This window comes from Janthinobacterium sp. TB1-E2, from assembly GCF_036885605.1.
Classification (GTDB): Bacteria; Pseudomonadota; Gammaproteobacteria; order Burkholderiales; family Burkholderiaceae_D; genus Janthinobacterium; species Janthinobacterium aestuarii.
The window spans coordinates 3,070,044-3,092,420 of the sequence record NZ_CP142523.1 but is presented as its reverse complement, the minus strand read 5'-3'; the positions used below and the strand labels follow the sequence as shown (position 1 = coordinate 3,092,420).

The window sequence follows — 22,377 nt, the reverse complement described above, 5'->3', positions numbered from 1 at the left end:
ACGTGCCGAGCACGATCATCACCTAGCTAACGAGAACGGCCGCCTTGTGCGGCGCGGCGGGGAGAGTGGAATCGGGAAGATTTTTCATGCCGCTACTGCAAGGCGTACGCATTGAATAGCTACCAGAATCAGCATGAACTTATTAGCAAAGCTAATGAGTACAAGGCAACACATGATACAGGCCACTCACCGCCGTTCACGCCCCTGCGTGCCGGCTAGCCTTTGATCATGTCGTCGGCTCAGCAAGGCTGCCACTATCGCCGCCCCGAACGCAAAACATAGCCAGCATAGAAAGAAAATATCGGCTGCATACGGCGTGCGGTCCCAATAGCTGTCGCCTTGTTTTAGCTTGAGCAACATGGCGCTCCATATGAATAGACCGCCCCAGGCAATGATGCTGGCGATAACAAAAGCAAGGATGGAATAAAGAAAGGTTCTCATCATTTGATTGAGAAAAAGCGAATCTTCCCGGCTTCGCGGAGATCCGACCAAATGGTAGGAATGACAATACCGAAGCTCGTGCGCAGGCCTGAAGTCAGATCCGTCATGCGGCTCCCGTTCCAAAGGTCGATATGATCGCCACCGGAGCCACCGGAGGGCGTGTAATAGTCCTCAAAGCAAATAATACCCGTCCGGTCAACCACCTTGTCACGCCAGTCCTTGCCGGTAATATCCTCAACTTTGCCACAGCCAAGGAAAGGCTGCTTTTCAAGCCAGGTGGCAAGTTCCGCAGCCGCCAGGCAGTGATCTTCAGCCGGATGAACCCAGCACTTGCGCTTGGAAGGATAGGACTTGAACGTGACCCCGACTTTCTTTAACGCGTGGCTTACTCGAATGGCGCACTGATTCGCAAACAAAATATCTCCCTTGGCATCCTTGGCGTTGCAAGGGCTTCCTTTTTCGTAGGCGGACCAGAGGGCACTGAATTTGATGATTGATGCATTGATCTTGCAAACCGAATCCTTGATCGCATTCGTCTTTACGCTGGCTTGCTGCTTGACGGCTTTTGTCACGCGGGTCCCCCTTCGATACGGGCCAGTGCCTCATCACCCCAAAAAACCTCATACTCGGCAATTCCATCCGTAACTACCCGCTGCATCTTGCCATCCACATCGACCTGACCAGAAAGGCGCTGGCCGTCCGGCAATACAATCAGGTAAGGCACACCATGGGCCAGGCGTTCGGCGAACACAGGTTGCTCATCGTATAGCTCCTTTACCCCACTCACAGCTTGATTGATGAGAATACCCGCTGCCATGGTTGCAACTGCATTCTCTGCTGCGTTCGGTGCACCGGATGCCCCGCTACTCCAGTCAACCGTATCCGTAAACTGGGTTGCGATCAGTGTCGCACCGCACGCGGTCTTCATGCCGGCAACGGCCACCCCTCGGCCATACAACGTCGTTGTATTGACTCCCTCGATAATCGGGTAACTCCCCTTGCACCGGGGACACATGACCTTGTGCCCCATATATGCAATCGGTTTGCCATGGCAAAGATCAGTTACCGAACCTTCAAGCACTTTGCCGCCGTGGCTAGTGGGATCACCTAATCGAATTATCTCTGGCATGCCAAGTTTTCTTTTATGAGAAATTTTATCAATTAATCATTATGTCTCACTAACTCAATTGTCCGAGCACGATAGGATGTCGCGGATAAATGTTAAAGTCGCCATGAACTTATTAGCAGTACTAATGAATAAAAAATGCGCATGGAACAGACCAACTTCAACGACATCCTTGCCTTCGTGGCCGTGGCCCGCGAAGGCAGTTTTACCCGGGCGGCGGCCAAGCTGGGCGTGTCGCAGTCGGCCTTGAGCCAGACCGTGCGCGCGCTGGAAGAACGGCTCGCCTTGCGCCTGCTGGTGCGCACCACGCGCAGCATCTCGCCCACGGAAGCGGGCAAACAGCTGCTGCGCACGGTGGCGCCCCGCTTCGACGAGATCGAGGCGGAACTGGTCCTGCTCAGTGAGCGTCGCGACAAGCCGGTAGACAACATCCGCATCAGCGCGGGAGAGCATGCGGCGCTCACCGTCCTGCAGCCGGCCATCGCCAGACTGCTGCCGGCCTACCCTGGGCGGCCTGTTTGCCTGGGAATTTGTCAAAGATGGGCAGGAACTGAAAGTACGCATGGAAGGGCAAATGATCTACAACAACATGGCCATGCAGCTCCATTCGGCGCTCGATGGCCTGGGCGTGGCTTGCATGGCCGAAGACGTCGTGCTGCCCTATGTGCCCAATGGCAGGCTGGTGCGAGTGCTAGATGATTTGAGCCAGCGCAATCGTTGACCCGAGGCGTGCTGAAAATGACGCGAACAAGCATTTACCCGCCGCCTGCGCAGGTCTATAGTGGCGTCTTCCCAATCTGTTCAAGGACAGGACCGCCATGAAACTCTTTTACTCGCCGGGCGCCTGCTCGCTGGCACCGCACATCATCCTGCGCGAAACGGGCACGCCGTTCACACTCGTCAAGGTCGACCTGGGCCAGCACAAGACGCCGGAAGGCGGCAGTTACTATGAGCTCAACCCGAAAGGCCAGGTACCGCTGCTGGCGCTCGACGATGGCAGGACCTTGAGCGAAGGCCCCGTCATCGCCCAGTACATCGCCGAGCAGGCCGGCAAGCACGACCTGCTGCCGCCCGTGGGCGACTTTGCCCGCTACAAGGTGATGGAATGGCAGAATTACATCACGTCTGAGCTGCACAAATCGTTCAGCCCCCTGTTCGATTCGCGCATCGACGCCGCCACCAAGGCCCTGTTCATCGAGGAACTGGGCAAGAAATATGCGTGGATCAACAGCCGCCTGGAAGGCCAGGCCTACCTGACCGGCGACACCATGACCGTGGCCGATCCCTACCTGTTCGCCGTGACGGGCTGGGCGCCGCAGCTGGGCGTGGACCTGTCGCAACTGGCCAATGTGCAGGCATTCCTGGGCCGCATGACCGAGCGCGACAGCGTCAAGGCGGCACTGGAAGCGGAAGGACTGGCCAAGGCCGCCTGAACGCCGTTGCATGGAGTTTTCCCGGGCTGGCGGCGCACGACAATCCCGTGCTAAGATCGTGGCGTCGAAAAAGGTGGACCGGCGTGGTGAGCCCCGGTCAGCCGTCCGCCTGTGGACGGTCATATTCCAGCCCTGGGGGCCGCGGACCACGACGAAAAGCGGACGTGCGCCGTTTTTTCGTCGGCGTGCGTTCCGTCACCCTGCTGCCTGAACGGCGTTCCGCCTGCCGCGAAAAATCACCACGTCCTTGACCAAGTGTGCTCTGCACAACCTCCAGGACGACATCATGAACCCAGCTTCAATCCACACCCCTGTACTCATCATCGGCGGCAGTCTCGTCGGACTTTCAGCCTCGCTCTTCCTCGCATGGCGGGGCGTGCCGCATATCCTCGTTGAAAAACACCACGGCAGCGCCGCGCATCCCCGCGCCACGGGCTTTACGGAACATACATTGGAATTTTTCCGCACCGCCGGCATCGCCGAGCGCATCCCCCAGGTGCCGCCCGGCGCCACCGTGCGCCGCGCCCGCGTGGAAAGCCTGGCGGGTCAGCACTACGAGGAATTGCCGTGGACACCAGGCCAGCCGGAGGAGCGCGACGGCAAGGCCTCGCCCATGGCCGGTGCCGCCATCGCCCAGGACTTGCTGGAACCGATACTGCGCGAGGCCGCGCGCGCACGCGGCGCCGACCTGCGCACGGGCGTGGAACTGCTGTCCGTGCAGCAGGATGCGCAGCGCGTCACGGCCCAGCTGCGCCAGCGCGACACGGGCGCATGCTATGCCGTCACGGCCGATTACCTGATCGCCGCCGATGGCGCGGCCAGCCCCATCCGCGAACAGCTGGGCATCGCGCGCCAGGGTGCCGGTGCCCTGCGCGTGCTGCGCAGCGTGCTGTTCCGCTGCGCGGAGGCGGACGCCTTTCTGGAACGGGGCATTCGCCAGTTCGACATCGACCAGCCAGGCTTCAAGGGTTTCCTGGGCACGTATTCGGATGGGCGCTGGTTCCTCATGTTTGAAGAGCAAAGCGAGAGCACCGACGCGCAATTGCGGGCGCTGGTCCGCCAGGCCCTGGGCAAGGACATGGCCTTCGAGCTGATCACCACAGGGCGCTGGGAGCTGGCCGGCCTGATCGCGGACAGGTTCAGCGAGGGGCGCATTTTCCTGGCCGGCGATTCTGCCCATCAATTGCCGCCCACGCGCGGCGGCTACGGCGCCAACACGGGCATCGACGACGTCTACAACCTAGCATGGAAGCTGCAAAGGGTGGTGCGGCAACAATCGCGCCCTGCCCTGCTCGACACCTATACGGACGAGCGCCGGCCCGTCGCCTGGCTGCGGCACCAGCAAACCTTCGCCCGCCCGGACTACGCGAAATGGGTCGGCGACGGCTACCAGAACGAACCCTTGTATGGCAACCTGGCGATGGAACTGGGCCAGCTGACACGCTCCAGCGCCATCCTTGGCGCGGACGCGGCACTGCCGCCGGCCGCCCATCCGCGCGACTGGGCCGGCCAGCCAGGCACGCGTGCGCCCCACGTATGGGTACGGCATCGTGGCAACAGCGTCTCCAGCATCGACCTGTTGACCGAGGATTTCGTGCTGCTGACAGCCGATCCGCGCTGGTCCGCCGCCGCCGCGCACCTATCGTTGAAGACCTTGCTGGCCGGCGCCGACGTGGTTTTCCCCGCCGATCAGGCCTTCGTCGACACTTTCGGCACAGGCGATGACGGCGCCGTGATCGTCCGGCCGGACGGCATCATCGCCTGGCGCTCGGCCCCGGCGGCAATACCGGATGCCATGCTGCTGCGCGCGGTGATGGAAAAAATCGCCTTGCCGCACGGCTGACGGCAACGGCGCCGCCACGCTGTGCGAAAATGCCCGCCTTCACCATTGCCGGACATTGCCCATGCCGCACGCTGCCATTGCCACCCTTTCCGAACGCGACGCGCACCGCATCGCCCGCCACGCCCAGGCGGCCGATGCGGCCCGCTTCCTGCATCCGGTGCAGCAAGCCTTGCTGCACCGGCGCGGCTGGCTGACGATGCTGGCGCCGCGCAGCGCGGGCGGCGCCGAACTGCCCTTGCCGCAAGTGGTGCGTCTGGAAGAAGCCGTGGCCGCCGTCGATGGCAGCATGGGCTGGGTGCTGACCCTGTGCGCAGGCGCGGGCTGGTTTGCGGGCTTTCTAGCGCCCGGCATGGCGCAGTCCATCATCGGCACGCCGCGCGTCTGCCTGGGCGGCAGCGGCGCGGCCACCGGCTACGCGGAGGAAGAAGGCGACGGCTACCGCATCACGGGCAGCTGGGACTACGCCAGCGGCGCACCGATGGCGACCCACTTCACCCTGAACGCCCTGCTGCGGCGCGATGGCCAGCCCCTGCTCGATGGCGAAGGAAAGCAGCGCATCCGCGCCTTCCTCGTCCCCGCCGCGCTGGTGCGGCTGGTGCCCTCATGGAACAGCGTCGGCATGCGCGCCAGCGCCTCGCACAGCTACCGGATCGACGGCCAGTGGCTCGGCAAGGATCATGGCTTCACGATCAGTCCCGACACCGCGACGGCCGGCGGCCCCCTGTACCGCTATCCGTTCTACTCGCTGGCCTACGTGACCCTGGCCGCCAACGTGGCCGGCATGGCCGCGCATTTCATGCAATTGGCCGAGGAATGCATGCGCCACCGCCGCCATGTGCGCGCCGGCTTGCCCCTGCTGGACGTACCGGAAGTGGCCGCCATGCTGCAAGCCAAGAAAGATGCTAGCACGACCGCCCGCGCCCGCTTTTACGCCGTGCTGGACGACAGCTGGGCCCAGGTGGCGGACGGCGCGGCGCTCAACGCGGAAGGCATGCAAGCCGTGCAGGAACGTTCGCTGGAGCTGGTCGCCGTGTGCCGCGCCGCCGTCGATGGCCTGTATCCATACTGCGGCCTGTACGCGGCCCGCGAAGACAGCACCATCAACCGGGTCTGGCGCGATTTCCACACGGCCAGCCAGCATTCACTGCTGCTGCCCTGACATTGCCAACCGCGGCTTCGCCGCGCGACAACTTGCCCTCCCCTGGCAGCCGCATGACTGAAAAGGCTGGCGGACGCCATGCGGCCCGGATTGCCTGATACTATGAGGCATTGCTACTTTTCGCTCCCCTATCCATGCACGTCAACACGCTCAGCAGCCTTGCCCAACTTTTGGCCAGCGCCGAAACGGAAACCCTGGCCTTCCCCACCAGCATCAATACGGCCCTGCTCCTGCAAAAGGAACTGGCCAACCCCGATTGCCACTCGGCCGACATCAGCCGGCTGCTGCTGTGCGAACCGACCTTGTCGGCGCGCGCCGTGGCGCTGGCCAATTCGGCCCTGTTTGCGCCCGGCCAGGCGCCCGCCATCACCAGCGTGCGCGGCGCCGTCGAGCGGCTGGGCCACCGCAACCTGTATGCGCTGGCGACGGCGGCCGTCATCCGCCAGCTGAACGCGGGCATCCGCGACGAAGCCTTGCGCGCCCGCGCCACCCAGCTGTGGGCGCACACCGTGCACGTGGCGGCGCTGGCGCATGGATTGGCGGGCGCCGTCACGCGAACGGATGCCGATACGGCGCTGTTCGCCGGCATCGTGCATGAAGTGGCCGGCTTTTATCTGCTGGCCCAGGCCGACAAGACCCCGGGCCTGTACGCCCACCTGGAAACGCAGATGGCGTCCGCCCTGGAAGTGATCGGCCGCGCGCTGATGCGCCAGCTGGGCGTGCCGCAGGCGGTGGCCGATGCCGTCAATACCTTGCCCGGTTCGACCATCATGCTGCCGCCCGAAGGCTTGCGCGACACCCTGCTGCTGGCCAAGGCGCTGGCGCCCGTGCCCTCGCCGCTGCCGCAGGCCGGCATCACCGTCAGCGCGCCGCTGCAAGCCTACCTGGACAATGATCCCGTGCTGCAGGCGCTGCGCACGCAGCCGTCGGCCGAAGCGAAGGCCCTGATCGAGGTGCTGCTCAGCTGATGGCCGATCTGCTATGATGGCGCAGGCCGGGATGGACCCGGTCCGCTTTCATTGATGTCCACTGGGAAACTGCCTTGACTACCTCCTTACGCATGCTCGGCCTGGCCGCAGCTCTGACCATGGCGTGCAACGCCAACGCCGACAGCTTCGTTTCCTCGGCCTCCAGCGCCGGCTCCCAATCGAGCGGCAGCATTTCCGATTCGCTCAACGGTTCGAGCAACAGCTCCTCGCGCGACAACAAGGTGGCCAATGGCCCCTACCGCATCATCGACGTTGCCGCCTTGCCGGGCCGCAACGGCATGACGCGGCTGACCATGCAGGCCGACGCCACGGCAACGCCGCTGGTGCTGGACTTGCCGCAAGCGGCACTGGACAAGCAGCAGCTGGCGCAGGGCGACGTGGTGCATGCGCAAAACCGCGCCTACGGCATCGAATTCTCGCGTAACGACACGCGCGCCGCCTTCTTCCTCGTGCTGGCCGACGACTGGTACGGCGAAATGGCCACGCGTCCCGTCAGCCTTTGATTCGTTTTCTCCCGCGCCGCCCGGCACTGCTGCTGGGCGTTTGCGCCATCTTCAGCGCCGGCGCGGCGCAGGCGGGCACCTCGCTCGCCTCGTCGCGCTTTTGCGACCGCGCGCAAGAACTCACGGCCACGGAACAGGACCGGCTGCTGCGCTTTGCCGCCGTCGTGCGCGAAGAACTGGCCGCCAGCGAAGGCAGCGTGGCCCTGATCAGCCGCTCGGGCCTGGACCTGGCCCGCTTCGGCATCCGCTATTCGCACGCGGCACTGGCCTGGCGCCACGACAACGACAGCGGCTGGTCCGCGCGCCAGCTGTACTACGCCTGCGACGAAGGCCGCCCGCGCATCTTCGACCAGGGCACGGCCGGTTTCGCCATGGGCACGGAAAATCCATCGCTCGGCTACATCTCGCTCGTGAAACTGCCAGCCGAAACCGTGCCGCCCCTGCGCCGCGCCCTGCTCGATCCCGTGCGCGTGCAGCAGTTGCTGGCGGGCCGCTACAGCGCCAATGCGTATGCCTACAGCCTGAAATACCAGAATTGCAATCAGTGGGTGGTGGAAATGCTGGCCGCCGCCTGGGGCGAACTGGACGCGGGCGGCGACTTGCGCGCCCGTGCCCAGGACTGGCTGCGCGCCGCGCCGTATGCGCCCGCCCCCGTCGACGTGGGTGCGCGCTGGCTGATGCTCGGTTCCATCTTCGTGCCCCTCGTGCACATGGACGATCACCCGCCGGAAGCCATCGGCACGATGCAGCTGGCAGTGAGCCTGCCGGCCAGCCTGGAAGCGTTCGCGCGCCAGCGCCTGCCGGCAAGCGAACGCGTGGAAATCTGCCACGACGGCAAGCAGGTCGTGGTGCACCGGGGCTGGGATGCGATCGCCGACGGCTGCGTGCCCGGCGCGAACGACAGGGTCATCGCCCTCGACGATACGCCGCACGACAGTCCCTGACGGCAGTCCCTAAGCTGCGGCCAGCGCCGCTTCGACCTGGTCAAGCAGGCGCGATGGTTCCAGCCCCTGCCCCATCCTGCGAGCCATCTCGCCACACGCCAGCTGGACCCCGGGCGCGGCGAGCAGGCGCGCCAGCTGCCGCTGCATGCGTCCCGCCGACAGACGCCTGGCCAGCAAGACATCCCCCACGCCGAGCCGTTTGACCCTCCAGCCGTTATCGAACTGGTCGTATGCGAACGGCACGATCAGTTGCGGAATGCCCGCACGGAAAGCATCCGCGCTGGTGCCGATGCCGCCATGGTGCACCACGGCCGCCACGCGCGGCAACAGGGCCGCAAACGGCACGTGCGCTTGCCACATGACGCTGGCCGGCAAATCCTGCGGCACTTGCGCCGCATGCGGCGTGAGGAACAAGCCGCGCCGTTCCAGCCGCCGCAACACTTCCAGGGCGACGCTGAAATAACGCTGCGCGTGCTGGTGGCCGGTACCCGGTGTGAACACGATGGGCGCTTCGCCCTCGTCCAGAAAACGCTCGAGCGCTGGCGGCAGCGCCGCAGCGCCATGCATGGCGGCGCCCATGAAACCGGTTTGCACAAAATGCGGCGGCCAGTCCGCCTGCGGGGCGGCGAACCACGCTGAAAACAGTCCCAGCGAGGCATCCGGCGCGGTCAGCATGTGCGCAAAAAAATGCGCTTCGGGCGGCAGTCCGTGCTGCGCGCGCGCCCCGTTCAGGCCAGGCAGCAGCACCGGGTCGACCATGCTGCGGTTGATCAGCCGCCACAGGGCCTGGCGCCAGGCCAGCGGCACCCAGGCGGGAACGCGCAGCGAGCCGGCCGCCAGGAAATCATGGCTGCTGCACAAATTCGATGGCGCCAGATACGCCGCGACGATGCGCAGGCCCGGGCGTGCCGAGCGTGCCAGGGCGGCCATCGGCACGAGGAAGGGGTGGCACAGCACCACGCAATCTTCAGCATCCGGCAAGCCTTGCACGACGTCGCGCACGGCGCCCAGGTGCGGCACGAGGCCGCGCCACACCAAGCCCCAGCCCTTGCGTTCATCCCACAGGCCCGGGTCGCCCAGCATGGCCTGGCCCTCTGCCGCACTGCCAAAGGTGTGATACGGCAGCCTTGACGCCTGCGCTGCCGCTTCCTGCCAGCCCGGCACGAGCAGCAGCACGCGCCGGCCCCGCTGCTGCAAGCCCTGCGCCAGCGCGATAAACGGTTGGATGTCGCCGCCCGTGCCGCTGCTGGCGACGATGACGAGCGGCATGGCGACGGCCTGGCCGGCCAGCGCTTCAGCCCGGGGCAGCATCGAGCGCCTGGCCGATCGCATAGAAGCGCCCGCCGGCGATGTAGTGCAGGCTGCGCCAGGATGGATCGGCGTCTTCGAAATGCCAGTGCCCGTCACGGAACACGCGCGTGTCGGCCCAGGCGCCCACCACTTCGCCGATGAACAGGTCATATGCGGTCTGGTTGTGCGGCTCGGGGATCAAACGGCAGGCCAGCCAGGCCGAACATCCGGCCACGAACGGCAAATCAAAGCCGTCCATGTGAAACAGCCGCACGCCAGCGCGCGCCAGTTTGTCGGGCTGCGCATCGAGGCTGTGCGTGCCGACGGCGTGAGTCAGCTGCAGCTGCGCCGCCGTCGGCACCTGGATGACGAACGTGCCGCTGCCTTCGACCAGCGCGCGCGTGCGCGTTGCCTTGTCCAGCACCACGGTCAGTTTTGGCGGCGCGAAATCGAGGGCGCAGGCCCAGGCGGCGGCCATCACATTCTCGATGCCGTCATGGCGGGCCGAGACGAGGATGGACGGGCCGTGATTGAGCAGTCGATACGCTTTTTCCAGCGGCACGGCGGCGAGGTGGTCCCGTTCATTTAGCGACAGCAGCATATCCCACTGGTCGATGCCGGGCCCGAAACCGTCCGGCGTCACCTTGACTGTCTCAAAGCCGAAACGCGCATAAAAAGCCTGCGTGTGCTGGCTGGTGTTCATGCTCACCTTGGCCACGCCCGGCACGGCGCGGATGGCGTCCAGGCGCGCCTGCGTCAGCGCGCGGCCCAGGCCCTGGCCGTGCAGATCCTGCGCCACCATGCCCCAGCACAGGCTGGCCACCGTGCCGCCCGCGTCCAGCGCATGGCCGCCGCAGGCGACGATGCGTCGGTCGCGTTCGATGACCAGATACGGATGCGTCGATTTTTCCAGCCAGGCGGCAAAGTCCGCGCGCTCGGACGGGTCGAAAAAGCGCGGCGTATTGCCGTCGAAAAGAGCCAGGCAGGCATCGCGGTCGCCGGCCTGGTAAGGGCGCACTGTTTGCATTTTTTGTACTTAAAAAAACATGAATGGCAATTATAAGGGGCGCACGGTCAAGCCAGCTGTTCCGGGCCGACGACGTGCACGCCCGGCGTGCCGGCCAGCGCCGCTTCCAGCAAGGCGCTGGCGATACGCGGCGCGGGATTGATGCGCCAGCGGCGCGGCAGCACGGGACCGAGCACGCGCAAGATGCCCAAGGCAGCGCCCTCGCCCGCCCGCGCCACGTCGCGTTCGCCGCCGATCAGTCCCGGCCGCACGTGCGTCAGCGACGCAAAGCCCAGCGTTTCGAGGTCGCGTTCCAAGTCTCCCTTGACGCGGTTGTAGAAAAAGTGCGAAGCCGCGTTGGCGCCGGCGGCGGAATTGAGCGCATACGTGCGCGTGCCGGCCGCCAGCGCCAGCCGCGCCGCGGCCAGCGGATAGTCATGGTCGACTCTGCGAAACGCCTGCCGCGTGCCCGCCACCTTCATGGTCGTGCCCAGGGTGCAGATGACGGCGTCCGCCTGCCACCAAGGCGCGTCCGCCGGCAAGCGGTCGAAGTCGACAAGGGGCGCGTGCAATTTGGGCTGCGCCGGCAAGGGCTTGCGCACGGGCGCGACGATGGCCGTGACGCGCGTGTCACTCAGCGCCAGGCGCAGCACTTCGCGGCCCACCAGGCCCGTGGCGCCTATCAGTATCAGTTTCATTCATTCTCCCCGCATGCTGGACGCCACACGATACAGCATCGGGCGCCCAGGCAGCGCATCAGGCGCCCGCGTGCGTGTGATAGATCTTGCTGACGATGGTCCACTCGCCCTGCACCTTGAGCAGATTGAAAAAATCGGTGAAGCGGAAGCCCGAAATATCGTCCGTGTCGACGCGCGCGCTGGCCGCCGTGCCCACGATATCGATCCGCGCGATGGCCGCCTTTGCCTGCGGCGATGGCCGGAACGCGCTGTCGATGATTTCGAACAGGCCTTCGATGGGCCCGCCCGTCAGCTTGTCTTCGCCGTCGACGCCGAAAATGGTGGCCTCGCTGCTGAAGGCCGGGCGCATGATGCTGCTGTCGGCCTGAGCCCCGCCCGCATTGTATTGATTCAGCACGGCGACGATGGCCTGGTAATCCTGCACATAAGTGGTGTTGTTCATGTTGCGCTCCTTGAGTGGGTAAAAAGAAAAATCAGGACTGGCTGGCCGGCCAGTCGGTGTAGCCGACGGCGCCGCCCCCGTAATACGCCGCGCGCGGCGCCACGGCCAGCGCCACGCCATGGCGCAGGCGCGCCACGAGGTCCGGGTTGGCGATGAAGGGACGGCCGAAGGCCACCGCATCGACCTTGCCTTCGGCGCGGCGCGCCAGCGCCAGCTGCAGGTCGTAATGGTTGTTGCCGATGTAGGGGCCATCGAACAGCGCCCGCAACGCGTCGAGGTCGACGCCATCGGGCACGTCGCGCGAGGTGGCCGTGGCGCCCTCGACGAAGTGCAGATAGGCCAGTCCGTGGCGGTTCAACTGTCCGATCACATAGCCATAGGTGGCCATCACGTCGCTGTCGACGGGCGTGTTGCCCGCGTCGGGCGTGACGGGCGACAAACGGATGCCTACCCTCGATGCGCCCCAGATATTCACCACGGCATCCGTCACTTCCAGGGTCAGGCGCGCGCGGTTGTCGATGCTGCCGCCATAAGCGTCCGTGCGCCGGTTGGTCGAATCGCGCAGGAACTGGTCGAGCAGGTAGCTATTGGCCGAATGCACCTCGACGCCGTCGAAACCGGCGCGCAGCGCGCATGCGGCCGCATGCGCATACTGGGCAACGATGCCGGCGATTTCCCACGTTTCCAGCGCGCGCGGCATCGACACGGGCTGCATGCCGCTCGCCGTGTAAGTGCTGCCCTCGGCGCGGATGGCGGACGGCGCGACGGGCGCGGCGCCGCCGGGCTGCAAGCTCGTATGCGAAAACCGCCCCACATGCCACAGCTGGCAGACGATCTTGCCGCCGGCCGCATGCACGGCATCCGTGACCAGCTTCCAGCCAGCCACCTGCTCGTCCGACCAGATGCCCGGTGTCAGGGCATAGCCGCGCGCCTGGGGCGAAATATTCGTCGCCTCGCTGATGATCAGGCCGGCGCTGGCGCGCTGGGCGTAGTACTCGGCGTGCAAGGCGTTCGGCACGCCATCGTCGCCCATGCGGCTGCGCGTGAGCGGCGCCATGACGATGCGGTTGGCCAGCGCCAGCGCGCCCAGGTCGACTGGAGAAAATAGATCGCTTTCATGCTGTTCGGTCATCGTATTGCTTTCATATTGTGCGAGAGATCAAAAAATAACTGACCGGTCGTCTAGTTAATGATTAAAAAAAACGGCTACGCCAGCAGCCGTTGCGTGGTGGACATGGCCGCGTCGAACGGCCCGCCGTTCCTGGCCACCTTGACCATCAGGGAAGCGCCCAGCCACAGCTGGTACAGCGATTCGGCCAGCACGCGGGCCGGCGTCGTCGCCGCCACGGAACCGTCGAGGTAGCCCGCTTCCACGCACTGCGTCAGGCGGTCCAGGATGGCGCCCGTACCGTGCTGCAGCACGGCGCCCATGTCCACGGACAGGTCGCACACTTCGGCGCCCAGCTTGACCACCAGGCATTTGCCTTCCGGGGCGCTGCCGGCCTGCGTCGCGCTCCAGTAGTCAAAATACGCGAGCAGGCGCTCGCGAGCGGTGCCCGGGCCGTCCAGCAAGGCGTCGACCGTCTGCAGATAGGTGGTGAAGTAATCGTCGAGCAAGGCTTGGCCAAACTCTTCCTTCGACTTGAAGTAATAGTAGAACGAGCCTTTCGGCACGCCGGCCGCCGCCACCAGTTCGGCCAGGCCCACGGCCGTATAGCCCTTCTCGGCCATCAGGGCCTTGGCGATGTCGATCAGGTGCTGGCGCATGTCAGCGGAGGATTTTTTGCTCATGCGGCCAGTATAGCAAAAAATCTGACCGGTCGTCTAGTAAACTATCCCCTGCTCCGCCATCACCCCAGGCGCAGCGCCAGCGCGGCCAGGGTCACGAGCAGCACGGGCACGGTCAGCACGATGCCGACGCGGAAATAGTATCCCCAGGAAATGTGGATATTCTTGCTGTCGAGCACGTGCAGCCACAGCAAGGTAGCCAGGCTGCCGATGGGCGTGATCTTCGGGCCCAGGTCGCTGCCGATGACGTTCGCGTAGATCATCGCTTCGCGCACGGCTCCCTGCGCCGTCGTCGGGTCGATGGCCAGCGCGCCCACGAGCACCGTCGGCAAGTTGTTCATCACGGACGACAACAAGGCCGTCAGCACACCCGTGCCCATGGCCGCGCCCCACACGCCGTACTGCGCAAAGTGGTTCAGCATGCCCGTCAGGTAAGCCGTCAAGCCAGCATTGCGCAAGCCGTACACGACCAGATACATGCCCAGCGAAAAAACGACGATCTGCCACGGCGCATGGCGCAGCACGTGGCGCGTGGAAATCACGTGGCCCTTGCCGGCCACCACCAGCAGCAGCGCGGCGCCCACGGCCGCGATCAGGCTGATGGGCACGCCCAGGCGCTCCTGCGAGAAAAATCCCACCAGCAGCAGCGCCAGCACCAGCCAGCCGGCGCGGAAGGTAGCCAGGTCGCGGATAGCGGCGTCAGGGCGTTTCAGCTGCGCGACTTCGTAGTCGCGGGGGATATCCTTGCGGAAAAAGAGCAGCAAGGCGGCCAGGGTCGCCAGCACGGCGACGACATTGACTGGCGCCATCACGGACGCGTACTCGGCAAAACCGATCTTGAAGAAATCGGCCGAAACGATATTGACCAGGTTCGACACTACGAGCGGCAGACTGGCCGTGTCGGCGATGAAGCCGGCCGCCATCACGTAGGCCAGGGTGGCCCTGGCGGAAAATTTCAGCGCCCGCAGCATGGCGATGACGATGGGCGTCAGGATCAGCGCGGCGCCGTCATTGGCGAACACGGCCGAGACGAGCGCGCCCAGCAAGACCAGCAGCACGAACAGTTTTCTGCCGCTGCCCCCGCCCCAGCGCGCCACGTGCAGCGCGGCCCACTCGAAGAAGCCGGCCGCATCCAGCAGCAGGCTGATGATGATCACGGCCACGAAGGTGCCCGTGGCGTTCCACACGATATGCCAGACGACGGGAATGTCGCCCCAGTGAATCACGCCGGCCAGCAAGGCGACACAGGCGCCGATGACGGCGCTCCAGCCAATACCCAGGCCGCGCGGCTGCCAGATGACGAGGACCAGGGTTGCGAGGAAGATGAGGAAAGCGGTGAGCATGGGGCGAGGTTCCGGGTATGCGGCATCGCGGGCACCATGCGCCGCAGCCATTGAATATCATCAACAATTCTATAATACTGGAATTATTGAATCAAAGCAAAGCTGCGGCGTACTTCCTTACTTCAGCGCAATGGCGATATCGACCAGCCCCACCGCCCCATTGCCGATGGCGGAAGCGGCTGGCGTGGCCGCACCGCCGCTCAGCACGGCCCCACCCGTCGCCAGGTCGATGCGGTACAGCGAGCTCGGTCCCGTGGCCGACGTGCGCAAGGCCGCCAGGGCCAGGCCGTTGGCGCCGCCCGCGATATCGAAGCCCACGTCGCCCGCCACCGCCACGCCAAGCGCGCCGACATTCACCAAAGTGCCGTCGTTTGGCGGATTTTGCAGGGCGAGCGAGGCGCTGGCGGTGTCGATATCGAACAGCATGGTCGCCGTCGTGCCGGCAAAGCTGTTGGTATAGGCGGCGGCTGTCACGCTAGGCGCGGCGCCCGCGCGGTTGACGCTACCGTCGGTGGTGGTGGCGCCCGTGTCGACATTGATGCGCAGGCTTTGCCCCGTGTTGCCGATCACGCGCAGGCGGTCGGCGACGGGATTGAAGTCGACGCCAAAGGCCGTGCCCGCGATGGCCGTGTACGGCGCGGTGACGTCCAAGGCATCGGCGGCCAGCGTCGCCTTGACGGTGGCCGCACCCGTCGCCGGGTCGATGGTGACGATACGCCCCGTCGACGATATCCCGTACAGCAAGCCATCCTTGGGACGGATGTCAAAGCCCAGCAGGCGCTCGCTTGCCGCCAGGCCCGTCACGGCCACGTTGGCGTCGAGCGTGTTCGGCGTGGCCGTCTTGAAGGTGACGATGCGGGCGTCGTCCGTCAAGCCGTAGGCGACGGGCGTGGCCGGCGCTTTCAGGGCGATGCCGCGCAGCTCTTCCGTCACGCCGATGGCCGCCACCAAGGTCGCCGGCGCCGTGGTGGCCGCCAGGTTCAAGGTGTACAGGTTGCGCGCGCCGGCCACCGTCATGACGGCGTAGCCCGTATTCGTGCGCGCATCGATGTCGAAGCCGGCCACGCCGGTGGCCGCCACGCCCAGCGGCACGGCGCTGGCCAGGGTGCCGTTGTTCGGCGGATTTTGCGTGTACAGGGTGGCGTTGGCCCCATCGATGACAAATAAAGTGGTGCTGGCCGTGCCGGCAAAGCTGTTGGTATAGGCGGCCGCCGTGATGGCCGTACTCGCTGCGCCGCCGTTGATATTGCCATCTGTCGTGGTCGCGCCCGTGTCGACATTGATGCGCAGGCTCTGCCCCGTGTTGCTGACGATGCGCAGGCGGTCGGCGACCGGGTTGAAGTCGACGCCGAACTCCGTGCCGGCCAGCGCCGTGAAAGGCGCTGTCGCGTCGCCAGCGTCGGCCGCCAGGGTGGCTTTGACGGTGGCGGCGCCCGTCACGCCATTCAGGGTGTAGATGCGGCCCGTGCTGCCGACGCCATACAGCTGGCCATCGGCGGGACGGAAATCGATGCCCAGCAGGTTTTCGCCGGCCTGCAGGCCCGTCACTGTCGCCGTGGTGCGGATGGTGGCCGGCGTGGCGCGGTCGAACGACAGCAGCTTGTTGCTGGCGGTGAGCACGAAGACGTCGCCAGCCACCACCACGGGCGGCGGTGGTGTGACGACGACATCGTCGTGGTCGCTGCCGCCGCCGCAAGCGGACAAGGTCATGGCGACGGCGGAAACAAGCAGCAGCTTGGCGTATGGCAAGGTTGGCAGTGGTGACATGGTCGTGGTCCCGATAGAGTGAGTGGAGGTGCAGCTCATGCCGCCGTTGCGGCGAGCGCACCCCTGTACTACTCGCCGTGCCCGCGTTTGGATGCAGTGATGCAAAAAAATTTATTTCGGCGCAATTTATGCTTGTGTTTAGGCAACTTAATCGGTGTATAGTCGCAGGCACGATTGAAACTGGGGTCAGGAAAGTGGCGCGCATCTATCAGACCAACAACATGGGCGAAGCCGACGTGCGGGTGGCCATCGTGCAGCGCGGCAGCGCCGACTTGCTGGTGCACCGCGTGGCCAGTTTTGGCCTGGCGCATGGCGACGCCCTGTGGTTCATCACCCGCGAGCGGCAAAGCGCCACGGCCGGCATGTATTTCACCTCGCCAGGCTTTGCGCAGCTAGCCATCTGTTTTGTCGACCACGCCAGCGAAGCGGGCTGGACCCGGCCACATCGGCTCAAGGGCTGCCTGTCGCACGGCGGCAGCTGACATCAAGCGGAGGAGCTCGTCATGGATTTGATTTTGCTGGAACCCGGCAACGGGGAACTCGTGTTCGGCAAGACGCCGGACGGTGGCAATGCCGGCATCGACGCCATCTGGCGCGACGCCGCTGCGCTGCAGGGCATGGGACCATGCATCGAGCTGGTCTCGCTGCACCAGGGCATGAAGCAGCAAATAACGACGGACGTCAGCAATTCTGCGCGCACGTCGGGGCGGCCCGTGATCACGGAATTTACCTGTGTCAAATATGTCGACCGGACCTCGGTCAACTTGTACGACCTGTGCCTGCGCGCCAAGCCGCTGGGCACCGGCACGGACCAGCCAACCAAGCTCTACATCGCCCGCAACTCGGGCGACAAGACGGCCAACATCATGACCATTTGGCTGCGCGACGCCATCATCAGCGAAATCCAGCTGCAAACCCATCCCGATGACATGCCGACCGAGCAGTTCAAGCTGAATTTCACGGAAATCCTCTGGAGCCACAGCGTGCAGCAGGCCGACGGCAAGCCCGGCCCCCAACACACGACAGGCTGGAGCCTGGCGCGCAATCGGCCCATCGGCGCTTTCACGGGCTAAGCAAAGCGCCTACTCCTCCAGCCCTCCCCCCAGCGCCTTGTACAAGGCCACGGCCGACTTGAACTGGTCGCGCCGTGCGTCAAGCAAGGCTTGCTGCGCCGCATACGACTGGCGCTGCGCGTCGAGCAATTCCAGGCGGCTGTCCTGGCCCGCGTCGTAGCGCAGCTGCGACAGGCGCTGGCGCTGCTGCGCCGCCACCACCACGCGCTGTTGGGCATCGATCTGCTGCGCGTACGTGGCGCTGCCGGCCAGGCCGTCGCGCACTTCACGAAACGCCACCTGGATCGCCTGTTCGTACTGCAGCACGGCCACGTCCTTGCGCAGGCGCGACAGCTGCAGTTCCGCGCGCAGCTGGCCGCCCTGGAACAGCGGCTGCGTCACTTGCGGCGCGAACGACCAGCTGCGCGCGCTGCCGCGGAACAGGTCACCAAGCTCCGGGCTGGCAAAACCCAGCGACGCCGTCAGGGACAGGCGCGGGAAGAAGGCGGCGCGCGCGGCGCCGATTTCCGCATTCGCCGCCACCAGCGCATATTCCGCCTGCAGGATGTCTGGGCGGCGCGCCAGCAAGTCCGACGGCAGGCCGGGCGGCAGCTGCGTCAGCACGGGCTGGCCATCAAGTGCGCGGCCAGCCGGCAAATCGGCGGGCAGCGGCGCGCCGAGCAGCAATTCCAGGTTGTTGCGCGCCAGGGCACTGGCCCGTTCGCGCGCCTGCACGTCCGCCTCCGCCGTGGCGGCCTGCCCTTGCGCCTGCGCCACGTCCAGGCCGCTGCCCTGCTGCGCGCCATGCAAGCGCTGCGTCAGCACCAGCGCCTGGCGCCAGTCGAGCAGGGTTTGCCGGGCCAGCGCCAGCTGTTCCTCGGCCAACCGCTGTTCCAGGTAGGCATCGGCCACGGCGCCGATCAGGGCCATGCGCGCAGCGCGCTGGCCCTGCTGCGTGGCCAGGTAGCGGGCAAACGCGGCGTCCGACAGGGAACGCAGGCGGCCGAACAGGTCGATCTCGAACGCGCTCATGGCGATGCCGGCCGTGAATTGGTTTTGCGTCACCGCATCGGCGCCGCGCTGGCGCACGCCGCCAGCATTGGCGCCGATGGCCGGATAGCGGCCCGCATCCTGGATCTGGTACTGGGCCCGCACGGCTTCCACGTTGAGGGCCGCCACGCGCAAATCGCGGTTGTTTTCCAGCGCAATGTCGACCAGGCGCTGCAGGCGCGCATCGAGCAGCATCTGGCGCCAGCCCAGGTCCGCCGCAGTGTCCACACTGCCCGGTGCGGAGACCTCGGCATACGCTGCAGGTATCGGCGCCGCCGGCTTGACCAGCGGCGGCGTCAAGGAACACGCCGACAAGGCCAGCGCGGCCAGGGGCGTCATAAAGAATAAACGCATTACAACTCTCCTTCCACCGTCTTGACGGCGATGCGGTTACTGCGTTTGTTGAAGTACGTGCCCATCTTGTCGACGGCGCCCAGCACCACGACAAAGAACACGGGCACGAAAAACACGGCCAGCACGGTGGCGGTGATCATGCCACCGAACACGCCCGTGCCGATCGCGTGCTGCGTCTCGGCGCTGGCGCCCGTGGCCAGCATCAGCGGCACCACGCCCAGCGCGAACGCCAGCGACGTCATCAAAATCGGGCGCAAGCGCAGCCTTGCCGCTTCCACCGTCGCCTCGACCAAGCCCTTGCCTTGCGCCTGCAGCTGGCGCGCATATTCAACGATCAAAATGGCATTCTTCGCCGACAGGCCGATGATCGTGATCATGCCCACCTTGAAGAACACGTCGTTCGGCATGCCGCGCGACATCACGGCCAGCACGGCGCCCAGCAATCCCAGCGGCACGACCAGCATCACGGAGACGGGAATCGACCAGCTTTCATACAGGGCCGCCAGCACGAGGAAGACCACCAGCATCGACAGCGCCATCAGCATCGGTGCCTGTGAGGCCGATTCCTTCTCTTGCAGCGACTGGCCCGTCCACGCCAGCGCGAAGCCCGGTGGCAGCTGTTTCACGAGCCGTTCCATTTCCAGCATGGCGTCGCCGCTCGATACGCCCGGCGCCGCGCTGCCCGAAATGCGCGCCGCCGGATAACCCTGGTAGCGCACCAGCTGCAGCGGCGACTCGCTCCACACGGGACGCACCAGCTCGCCCAGCGCCACCATGCCGCCCGCGTTATTGCGGATGCGCAGGGCCAGCACGTCGTTCAGTTGCATGCGCGACGGCGCATCGGCCTGGATGATCACCTGCTGCATGCGGCCGGCATTCGGGAAATCATTGACATAGGTCGAGCCCATGGCAGCCGTCAGCATGTCGGCAATCGCCGTAAACGACACGCCCAGCGCTTCGGCCTTGGTGCGGTCGATGTCGAGGCGCACGCTGGCGCCCGGTGGCAAACCGTCCGGATACACGCCCGCCACCTTGCCGCTTTGCGCGGCCAGGCCCAGCAACTGGTTCTGCGCCGCCTGCAAGGCAGCGACACCCTGGTTGGCGCGGTCTTGCAGGCGCATGGAAAAGCCGGACGAGTTACCCAGTTCATCGATGGCGGGCGGCATCAGGCTCATGATCATGCCCTCCTTCGCCTGCGACATGGCCGCCTGCGCCAGCGCCACTTCTTCCTGCGCCGTGGCGCCGTTGCGCTCTTTCCAGTCCTTCAGCATGGTGAACGCCAGGCCCGCATTCGGGCCCGCGCCGGAAAAGCTGAAACCGAGAATAGACTGGTTCACTTCGATGCCGGGCCGCGTGGCCACGTGCTGCTCGTACAGCTTGACGACGTCGAGCGTGCGCTCCATCGTCGCGTCGGACGGCAGCTGGATCGAGGTGATGAAGTATCCCTGGTCTTCCTCCGGCAAGAAGGCCGACGGCAGCTGCATGAAGGCCACGCCCAGCGCCGTGACGATGGCGCCATACAGCACCATCGAGCGGCCCGCGCGTTTCACCATCGCCACCACGCCCTTTTCATAGCGCGCCGTCATGCGCTCAAAACCGCGGTCGAACCACAGGAAGAAGCCTTTCTTGTCATGGTCGTGCGGGCCGATGGGTTTCAACATGGTGGCGCACAGGGCCGGCGTCAGGGTCAGCGCCAGGAATGCCGAGAACAGAATCGACACGGCCATGGCCAGGGTGAACTGGCGGTAGATCGCACCGACGGAACCGCTGGCCAGCGCCATCGGGATGAACACGGCCGTCAGCACCAGGGTGATGCCCACGACCGCCCCGGTGATTTCGCGCATCGCTTTCGACGTCGCTTCCTTCGGTGACAAGCCTTCGGTGGCCATCAGGCGCTCGACGGCTTCCACCACGACGATGGCGTCATCGACGATGATGCCGATGGCCAGCACCATGCCGAACATGGTCAGCACGTTGACGGAATAGCCGGCCATCAGCATGACCGTGAAGGTACCCATCAGGGCGATCGGCGCGACGATGGCGGGAATCAAGGTGTAGCGTATCTTTTGCAGGAACAGATACATGACGAGGAAGACCAGCACCATCGCTTCCAGCAAGGTGATGACGACCTTCTCGATCGAGATCTTCACGAACGGCGCCGTATCGAACGGTACCGAATATTTGATCCCGGCCGGCATGGTATGCGCCAGTTCGGCCATGCGCGCGCGCACGGCGCTGGCCGTCTGCACGGCGTTGGCGCCGGGCGACAGCATGATGGCGGCGCCCGACGCGGCTTGCCCGTTTTCGCGGATGCTGAAGTTGAAGCTTTGTGCGCCCAGCGACACTTTCGCCACGTCGCCGATCGTCACTTTCGAGCCGTCCGCATTCGCGCGCAGCACGATGGCCGCAAATTCGGCCGGCGTCTGCAGCTGGCCCTGCACCGTCAGCGGAATGGTCACGCGCTGGCCGTGCACGGCGGGCGAGTCGCCGAGGCGGCCCGGGGCGATCTGCGCATTTTGCTGCGCGATGGCCGCCGTCAGTTCGCCCATGGCGATGTTGTACGACACCAGCTTGGCCGGATCGACCCAGATGCGCATGGCCCGCTCGGAGCCGAACAGCTGCACCTTGCCCACGCCGGGAATGCGGCGCAGTTCTTCCGTCACGTTGCGCGCCAGGTAGTCGCCCAGCGCTACTTCGTCATGCTGGCCGTTGTCGGAAATCAGGCTGACGATCATCAGGAAGCCGGACGACGCCGATTCCACCGTCAAGCCGTTTTGCCGCACGGCTTGCGGCAGGCGCGGTTCGATGGCTTTCAGGCGGTTTTGCACGTCCACCTGGGCCATTTCCGGATCCGTTCCCGGCTGGAAGGTGACGGTGATCGAGGCCGAACCCGACGTATCGGTGGACGACTCGAAATACAGCAGGTGCTTGACGCCCGACAGTTCGCGTTCGATCAGGCCGACCACGGAATCGTTCATGGTTTGCGGCGTGGCGCCAGGGTAGTTGGCGCTGATGCTGACACTGGGCGGCGCCACCGAGGGGAAGCGCGCAATCGGCAATTGCGGTATGGCGATCAGTCCGAACAGGACGATGAAGACCGCCACCACCCACGCAAAGACGGGGCGGTTGATGAAAAATTGAGGCATGTC

Annotated in this window: 22 protein-coding genes and 2 pseudogenes; 10 read left to right on the top strand and 14 right to left on the bottom strand. The window is 65.4% G+C overall.

The features are described 5' to 3' along the window. Positions 1-186 precede the first annotated feature (186 nt). Genes OPV09_RS13835 through OPV09_RS13825 form a run of 3 tightly spaced genes read right to left on the bottom strand, consistent with a single transcriptional unit; the run spans position 187 to position 1,570 of the window. Positions 187-444, bottom strand: coding sequence for a hypothetical protein (locus tag OPV09_RS13835; RefSeq protein ID WP_338682166.1), 258 nt, complete (start codon positions 442-444; stop codon positions 187-189). After that, on the bottom strand, positions 441-1,013 hold the full coding sequence (locus OPV09_RS13830; protein WP_338682164.1) for a type VI secretion system amidase effector protein Tae4: 573 nt from the start codon (positions 1,011-1,013) through the stop codon (positions 441-443). Before OPV09_RS13830 ends, OPV09_RS13835 begins: the two co-directional genes overlap by 4 nt. Next, positions 1,010-1,570, bottom strand: a complete 561-nt coding sequence (locus OPV09_RS13825) for a PAAR domain-containing protein (protein ID WP_338682162.1) — start codon at positions 1,568-1,570, stop codon at positions 1,010-1,012. The genes OPV09_RS13830 and OPV09_RS13825 overlap by 4 nt, the downstream gene beginning before the upstream one ends. Positions 1,571-1,705: 135 nt before the next feature. On the opposite strand from OPV09_RS13825, the pseudogene OPV09_RS13820 reads away from it, so the two are divergent. The 8 genes and pseudogenes from OPV09_RS13820 to OPV09_RS13785 form a co-directional block, all read left to right on the top strand. After that, positions 1,706-1,846 (top strand): annotated as a pseudogene (locus tag OPV09_RS13820) (LysR family transcriptional regulator); the annotation flags it as partial. Between the two features lie 172 nt (positions 1,847-2,018). Continuing rightward, positions 2,019-2,288 (top strand): LysR substrate-binding domain-containing protein, encoded by a 270-nt coding sequence (locus tag OPV09_RS13815; protein WP_338682160.1) that lies wholly within the window; start codon positions 2,019-2,021, stop codon positions 2,286-2,288. Positions 2,289-2,385: 97 nt separating this feature from the next. Then, complete coding sequence (gene gstA, locus OPV09_RS13810) at positions 2,386-3,000, top strand: glutathione transferase GstA (RefSeq protein ID WP_338682159.1); 615 nt, start codon at positions 2,386-2,388, stop codon at positions 2,998-3,000. A gap of 286 nt (positions 3,001-3,286) precedes the next feature. After that, positions 3,287-4,843: an FAD-dependent monooxygenase gene (locus tag OPV09_RS13805; protein ID WP_338682157.1), complete on the top strand. Its 1,557-nt coding sequence runs from the start codon at positions 3,287-3,289 to the stop codon at positions 4,841-4,843. Positions 4,844-4,904: 61 nt separating this feature from the next. Then, entirely contained in the window at positions 4,905-6,002 is a 1,098-nt protein-coding gene (locus OPV09_RS13800; protein WP_338682156.1) for an acyl-CoA dehydrogenase, read from the top strand. 170 nt (positions 6,003-6,172) lie between these two features. Further along, a complete protein-coding gene (locus tag OPV09_RS13795; RefSeq protein WP_235194278.1) occupies positions 6,173-6,970 on the top strand; it encodes an HDOD domain-containing protein in 798 nt (265 codons plus the stop codon). Between the two features lie 92 nt (positions 6,971-7,062). Next, a complete protein-coding gene (locus tag OPV09_RS13790; protein WP_034754765.1) occupies positions 7,063-7,494 on the top strand; it encodes a hypothetical protein in 432 nt (143 codons plus the stop codon). Next, positions 7,491-8,438, top strand: a complete 948-nt coding sequence (locus tag OPV09_RS13785; RefSeq protein ID WP_338682154.1) for a DUF2145 domain-containing protein — start codon at positions 7,491-7,493, stop codon at positions 8,436-8,438. Before OPV09_RS13790 ends, OPV09_RS13785 begins: the two co-directional genes overlap by 4 nt. A 9-nt stretch (positions 8,439-8,447) precedes the next feature. On the opposite strand, the gene OPV09_RS13780 is transcribed toward OPV09_RS13785, so the two are convergent. The 9 genes and pseudogenes from OPV09_RS13780 to OPV09_RS13740 all read right to left on the bottom strand — a co-directional run bounded on the left by OPV09_RS13780 (position 8,448) and on the right by OPV09_RS13740 (position 16,772). Further along, entirely contained in the window at positions 8,448-9,749 is a 1,302-nt protein-coding gene (locus OPV09_RS13780; RefSeq protein ID WP_338682153.1) for a glycosyltransferase, read from the bottom strand. After that, positions 9,733-10,329: a flavin reductase family protein gene (locus OPV09_RS13775; protein ID WP_338682300.1), complete on the bottom strand. Its 597-nt coding sequence runs from the start codon at positions 10,327-10,329 to the stop codon at positions 9,733-9,735. Before OPV09_RS13775 ends, OPV09_RS13780 begins: the two co-directional genes overlap by 17 nt. Before the next feature lie 9 nt (positions 10,330-10,338). Next, a pseudogene (locus OPV09_RS13770) lies at positions 10,339-10,755 on the bottom strand (GNAT family N-acetyltransferase); the annotation flags it as partial. Positions 10,756-10,802: 47 nt separating this feature from the next. Beyond that, positions 10,803-11,432, bottom strand: coding sequence for an NAD-dependent dehydratase (locus OPV09_RS13765; RefSeq protein ID WP_338682151.1), 630 nt, complete (start codon positions 11,430-11,432; stop codon positions 10,803-10,805). 58 nt (positions 11,433-11,490) lie between these two features. Next, positions 11,491-11,874, bottom strand: a complete 384-nt coding sequence (locus OPV09_RS13760; RefSeq protein WP_338682150.1) for a nuclear transport factor 2 family protein — start codon at positions 11,872-11,874, stop codon at positions 11,491-11,493. 31 nt (positions 11,875-11,905) lie between these two features. Further along, positions 11,906-13,006, bottom strand: a complete 1,101-nt coding sequence (locus tag OPV09_RS13755; RefSeq protein WP_338682149.1) for an alkene reductase — start codon at positions 13,004-13,006, stop codon at positions 11,906-11,908. A gap of 74 nt (positions 13,007-13,080) precedes the next feature. Next, positions 13,081-13,665, bottom strand: coding sequence for a TetR/AcrR family transcriptional regulator (locus tag OPV09_RS13750; protein WP_338682148.1), 585 nt, complete (start codon positions 13,663-13,665; stop codon positions 13,081-13,083). A 59-nt stretch (positions 13,666-13,724) separates the two neighbouring features. Continuing rightward, complete coding sequence (locus tag OPV09_RS13745; RefSeq protein WP_338682147.1) at positions 13,725-15,005, bottom strand: arsenic transporter; 1,281 nt, start codon at positions 15,003-15,005, stop codon at positions 13,725-13,727. 117 nt (positions 15,006-15,122) lie between these two features. After that, positions 15,123-16,772, bottom strand: a complete 1,650-nt coding sequence (locus OPV09_RS13740) for a DUF4394 domain-containing protein (protein WP_338682146.1) — start codon at positions 16,770-16,772, stop codon at positions 15,123-15,125. A gap of 194 nt (positions 16,773-16,966) precedes the next feature. On the opposite strand from OPV09_RS13740, the gene OPV09_RS13735 reads away from it, so the two are divergent. Both OPV09_RS13735 and OPV09_RS13730 read left to right on the top strand, forming a co-directional pair. Next, positions 16,967-17,254, top strand: a complete 288-nt coding sequence (locus OPV09_RS13735) for a DUF6150 family protein (RefSeq protein ID WP_219330318.1) — start codon at positions 16,967-16,969, stop codon at positions 17,252-17,254. 21 nt (positions 17,255-17,275) lie between these two features. Continuing rightward, entirely contained in the window at positions 17,276-17,845 is a 570-nt protein-coding gene (locus OPV09_RS13730) for an Hcp family type VI secretion system effector (RefSeq protein WP_072453861.1), read from the top strand. A 9-nt stretch (positions 17,846-17,854) separates the two neighbouring features. On the opposite strand, the gene OPV09_RS13725 is transcribed toward OPV09_RS13730, so the two are convergent. Together OPV09_RS13725 and OPV09_RS13720 are read right to left on the bottom strand one after the other, a co-directional pair. Further along, positions 17,855-19,228 (bottom strand): efflux transporter outer membrane subunit, encoded by a 1,374-nt coding sequence (locus OPV09_RS13725; protein WP_319993099.1) that lies wholly within the window; start codon positions 19,226-19,228, stop codon positions 17,855-17,857. After that, positions 19,228-22,374, bottom strand: coding sequence for an efflux RND transporter permease subunit (locus OPV09_RS13720; RefSeq protein ID WP_338682143.1), 3,147 nt, complete (start codon positions 22,372-22,374; stop codon positions 19,228-19,230). Before OPV09_RS13720 ends, OPV09_RS13725 begins: the two co-directional genes overlap by 1 nt. Between the last annotated feature and the right edge of the window lie 3 nt (positions 22,375-22,377).

Excerpts from the sequence above, each read along its gene's own strand:
- OPV09_RS13780 (WP_338682153.1), bottom strand. The coding sequence starts at position 9,749 with ATGCTGCCCCGGGCTGAAGCGCTGGCCGGCCAGGCCGTCGCCATGCCG.
- OPV09_RS13805 (WP_338682157.1), top strand. The coding sequence starts at position 3,287 with ATGAACCCAGCTTCAATCCACACCCCTGTACTCATCATCGGCGGCAGT.
- OPV09_RS13790 (WP_034754765.1), top strand. The coding sequence starts at position 7,063 with ATGCTCGGCCTGGCCGCAGCTCTGACCATGGCGTGCAACGCCAACGCC.
- OPV09_RS13800 (WP_338682156.1), top strand. The coding sequence starts at position 4,905 with ATGCCGCACGCTGCCATTGCCACCCTTTCCGAACGCGACGCGCACCGC.
- OPV09_RS13755 (WP_338682149.1), bottom strand. The coding sequence starts at position 13,006 with ATGACCGAACAGCATGAAAGCGATCTATTTTCTCCAGTCGACCTGGGC.
- OPV09_RS13775 (WP_338682300.1), bottom strand. The coding sequence starts at position 10,329 with ATGCTGCTGTCGCTAAATGAACGGGACCACCTCGCCGCCGTGCCGCTG.
- OPV09_RS13730 (WP_072453861.1), top strand. The coding sequence starts at position 17,276 with ATGGATTTGATTTTGCTGGAACCCGGCAACGGGGAACTCGTGTTCGGC.
- OPV09_RS13835 (WP_338682166.1), bottom strand. The coding sequence starts at position 444 with ATGATGAGAACCTTTCTTTATTCCATCCTTGCTTTTGTTATCGCCAGC.
- OPV09_RS13825 (WP_338682162.1), bottom strand. The coding sequence starts at position 1,570 with ATGCCAGAGATAATTCGATTAGGTGATCCCACTAGCCACGGCGGCAAA.
- OPV09_RS13765 (WP_338682151.1), bottom strand. The coding sequence starts at position 11,432 with ATGAAACTGATACTGATAGGCGCCACGGGCCTGGTGGGCCGCGAAGTG.
- OPV09_RS13740 (WP_338682146.1), bottom strand. The coding sequence starts at position 16,772 with ATGTCACCACTGCCAACCTTGCCATACGCCAAGCTGCTGCTTGTTTCC.
- OPV09_RS13760 (WP_338682150.1), bottom strand. The coding sequence starts at position 11,874 with ATGAACAACACCACTTATGTGCAGGATTACCAGGCCATCGTCGCCGTG.
- OPV09_RS13815 (WP_338682160.1), top strand. The coding sequence starts at position 2,019 with ATGCGGCGCTCACCGTCCTGCAGCCGGCCATCGCCAGACTGCTGCCGG.
- gstA (WP_338682159.1), top strand. The coding sequence starts at position 2,386 with ATGAAACTCTTTTACTCGCCGGGCGCCTGCTCGCTGGCACCGCACATC.
- OPV09_RS13725 (WP_319993099.1), bottom strand. The coding sequence starts at position 19,228 with ATGCGTTTATTCTTTATGACGCCCCTGGCCGCGCTGGCCTTGTCGGCG.
- OPV09_RS13720 (WP_338682143.1), bottom strand. The coding sequence starts at position 22,374 with ATGCCTCAATTTTTCATCAACCGCCCCGTCTTTGCGTGGGTGGTGGCG.
- OPV09_RS13750 (WP_338682148.1), bottom strand. The coding sequence starts at position 13,665 with ATGAGCAAAAAATCCTCCGCTGACATGCGCCAGCACCTGATCGACATC.
- OPV09_RS13745 (WP_338682147.1), bottom strand. The coding sequence starts at position 15,005 with ATGCTCACCGCTTTCCTCATCTTCCTCGCAACCCTGGTCCTCGTCATC.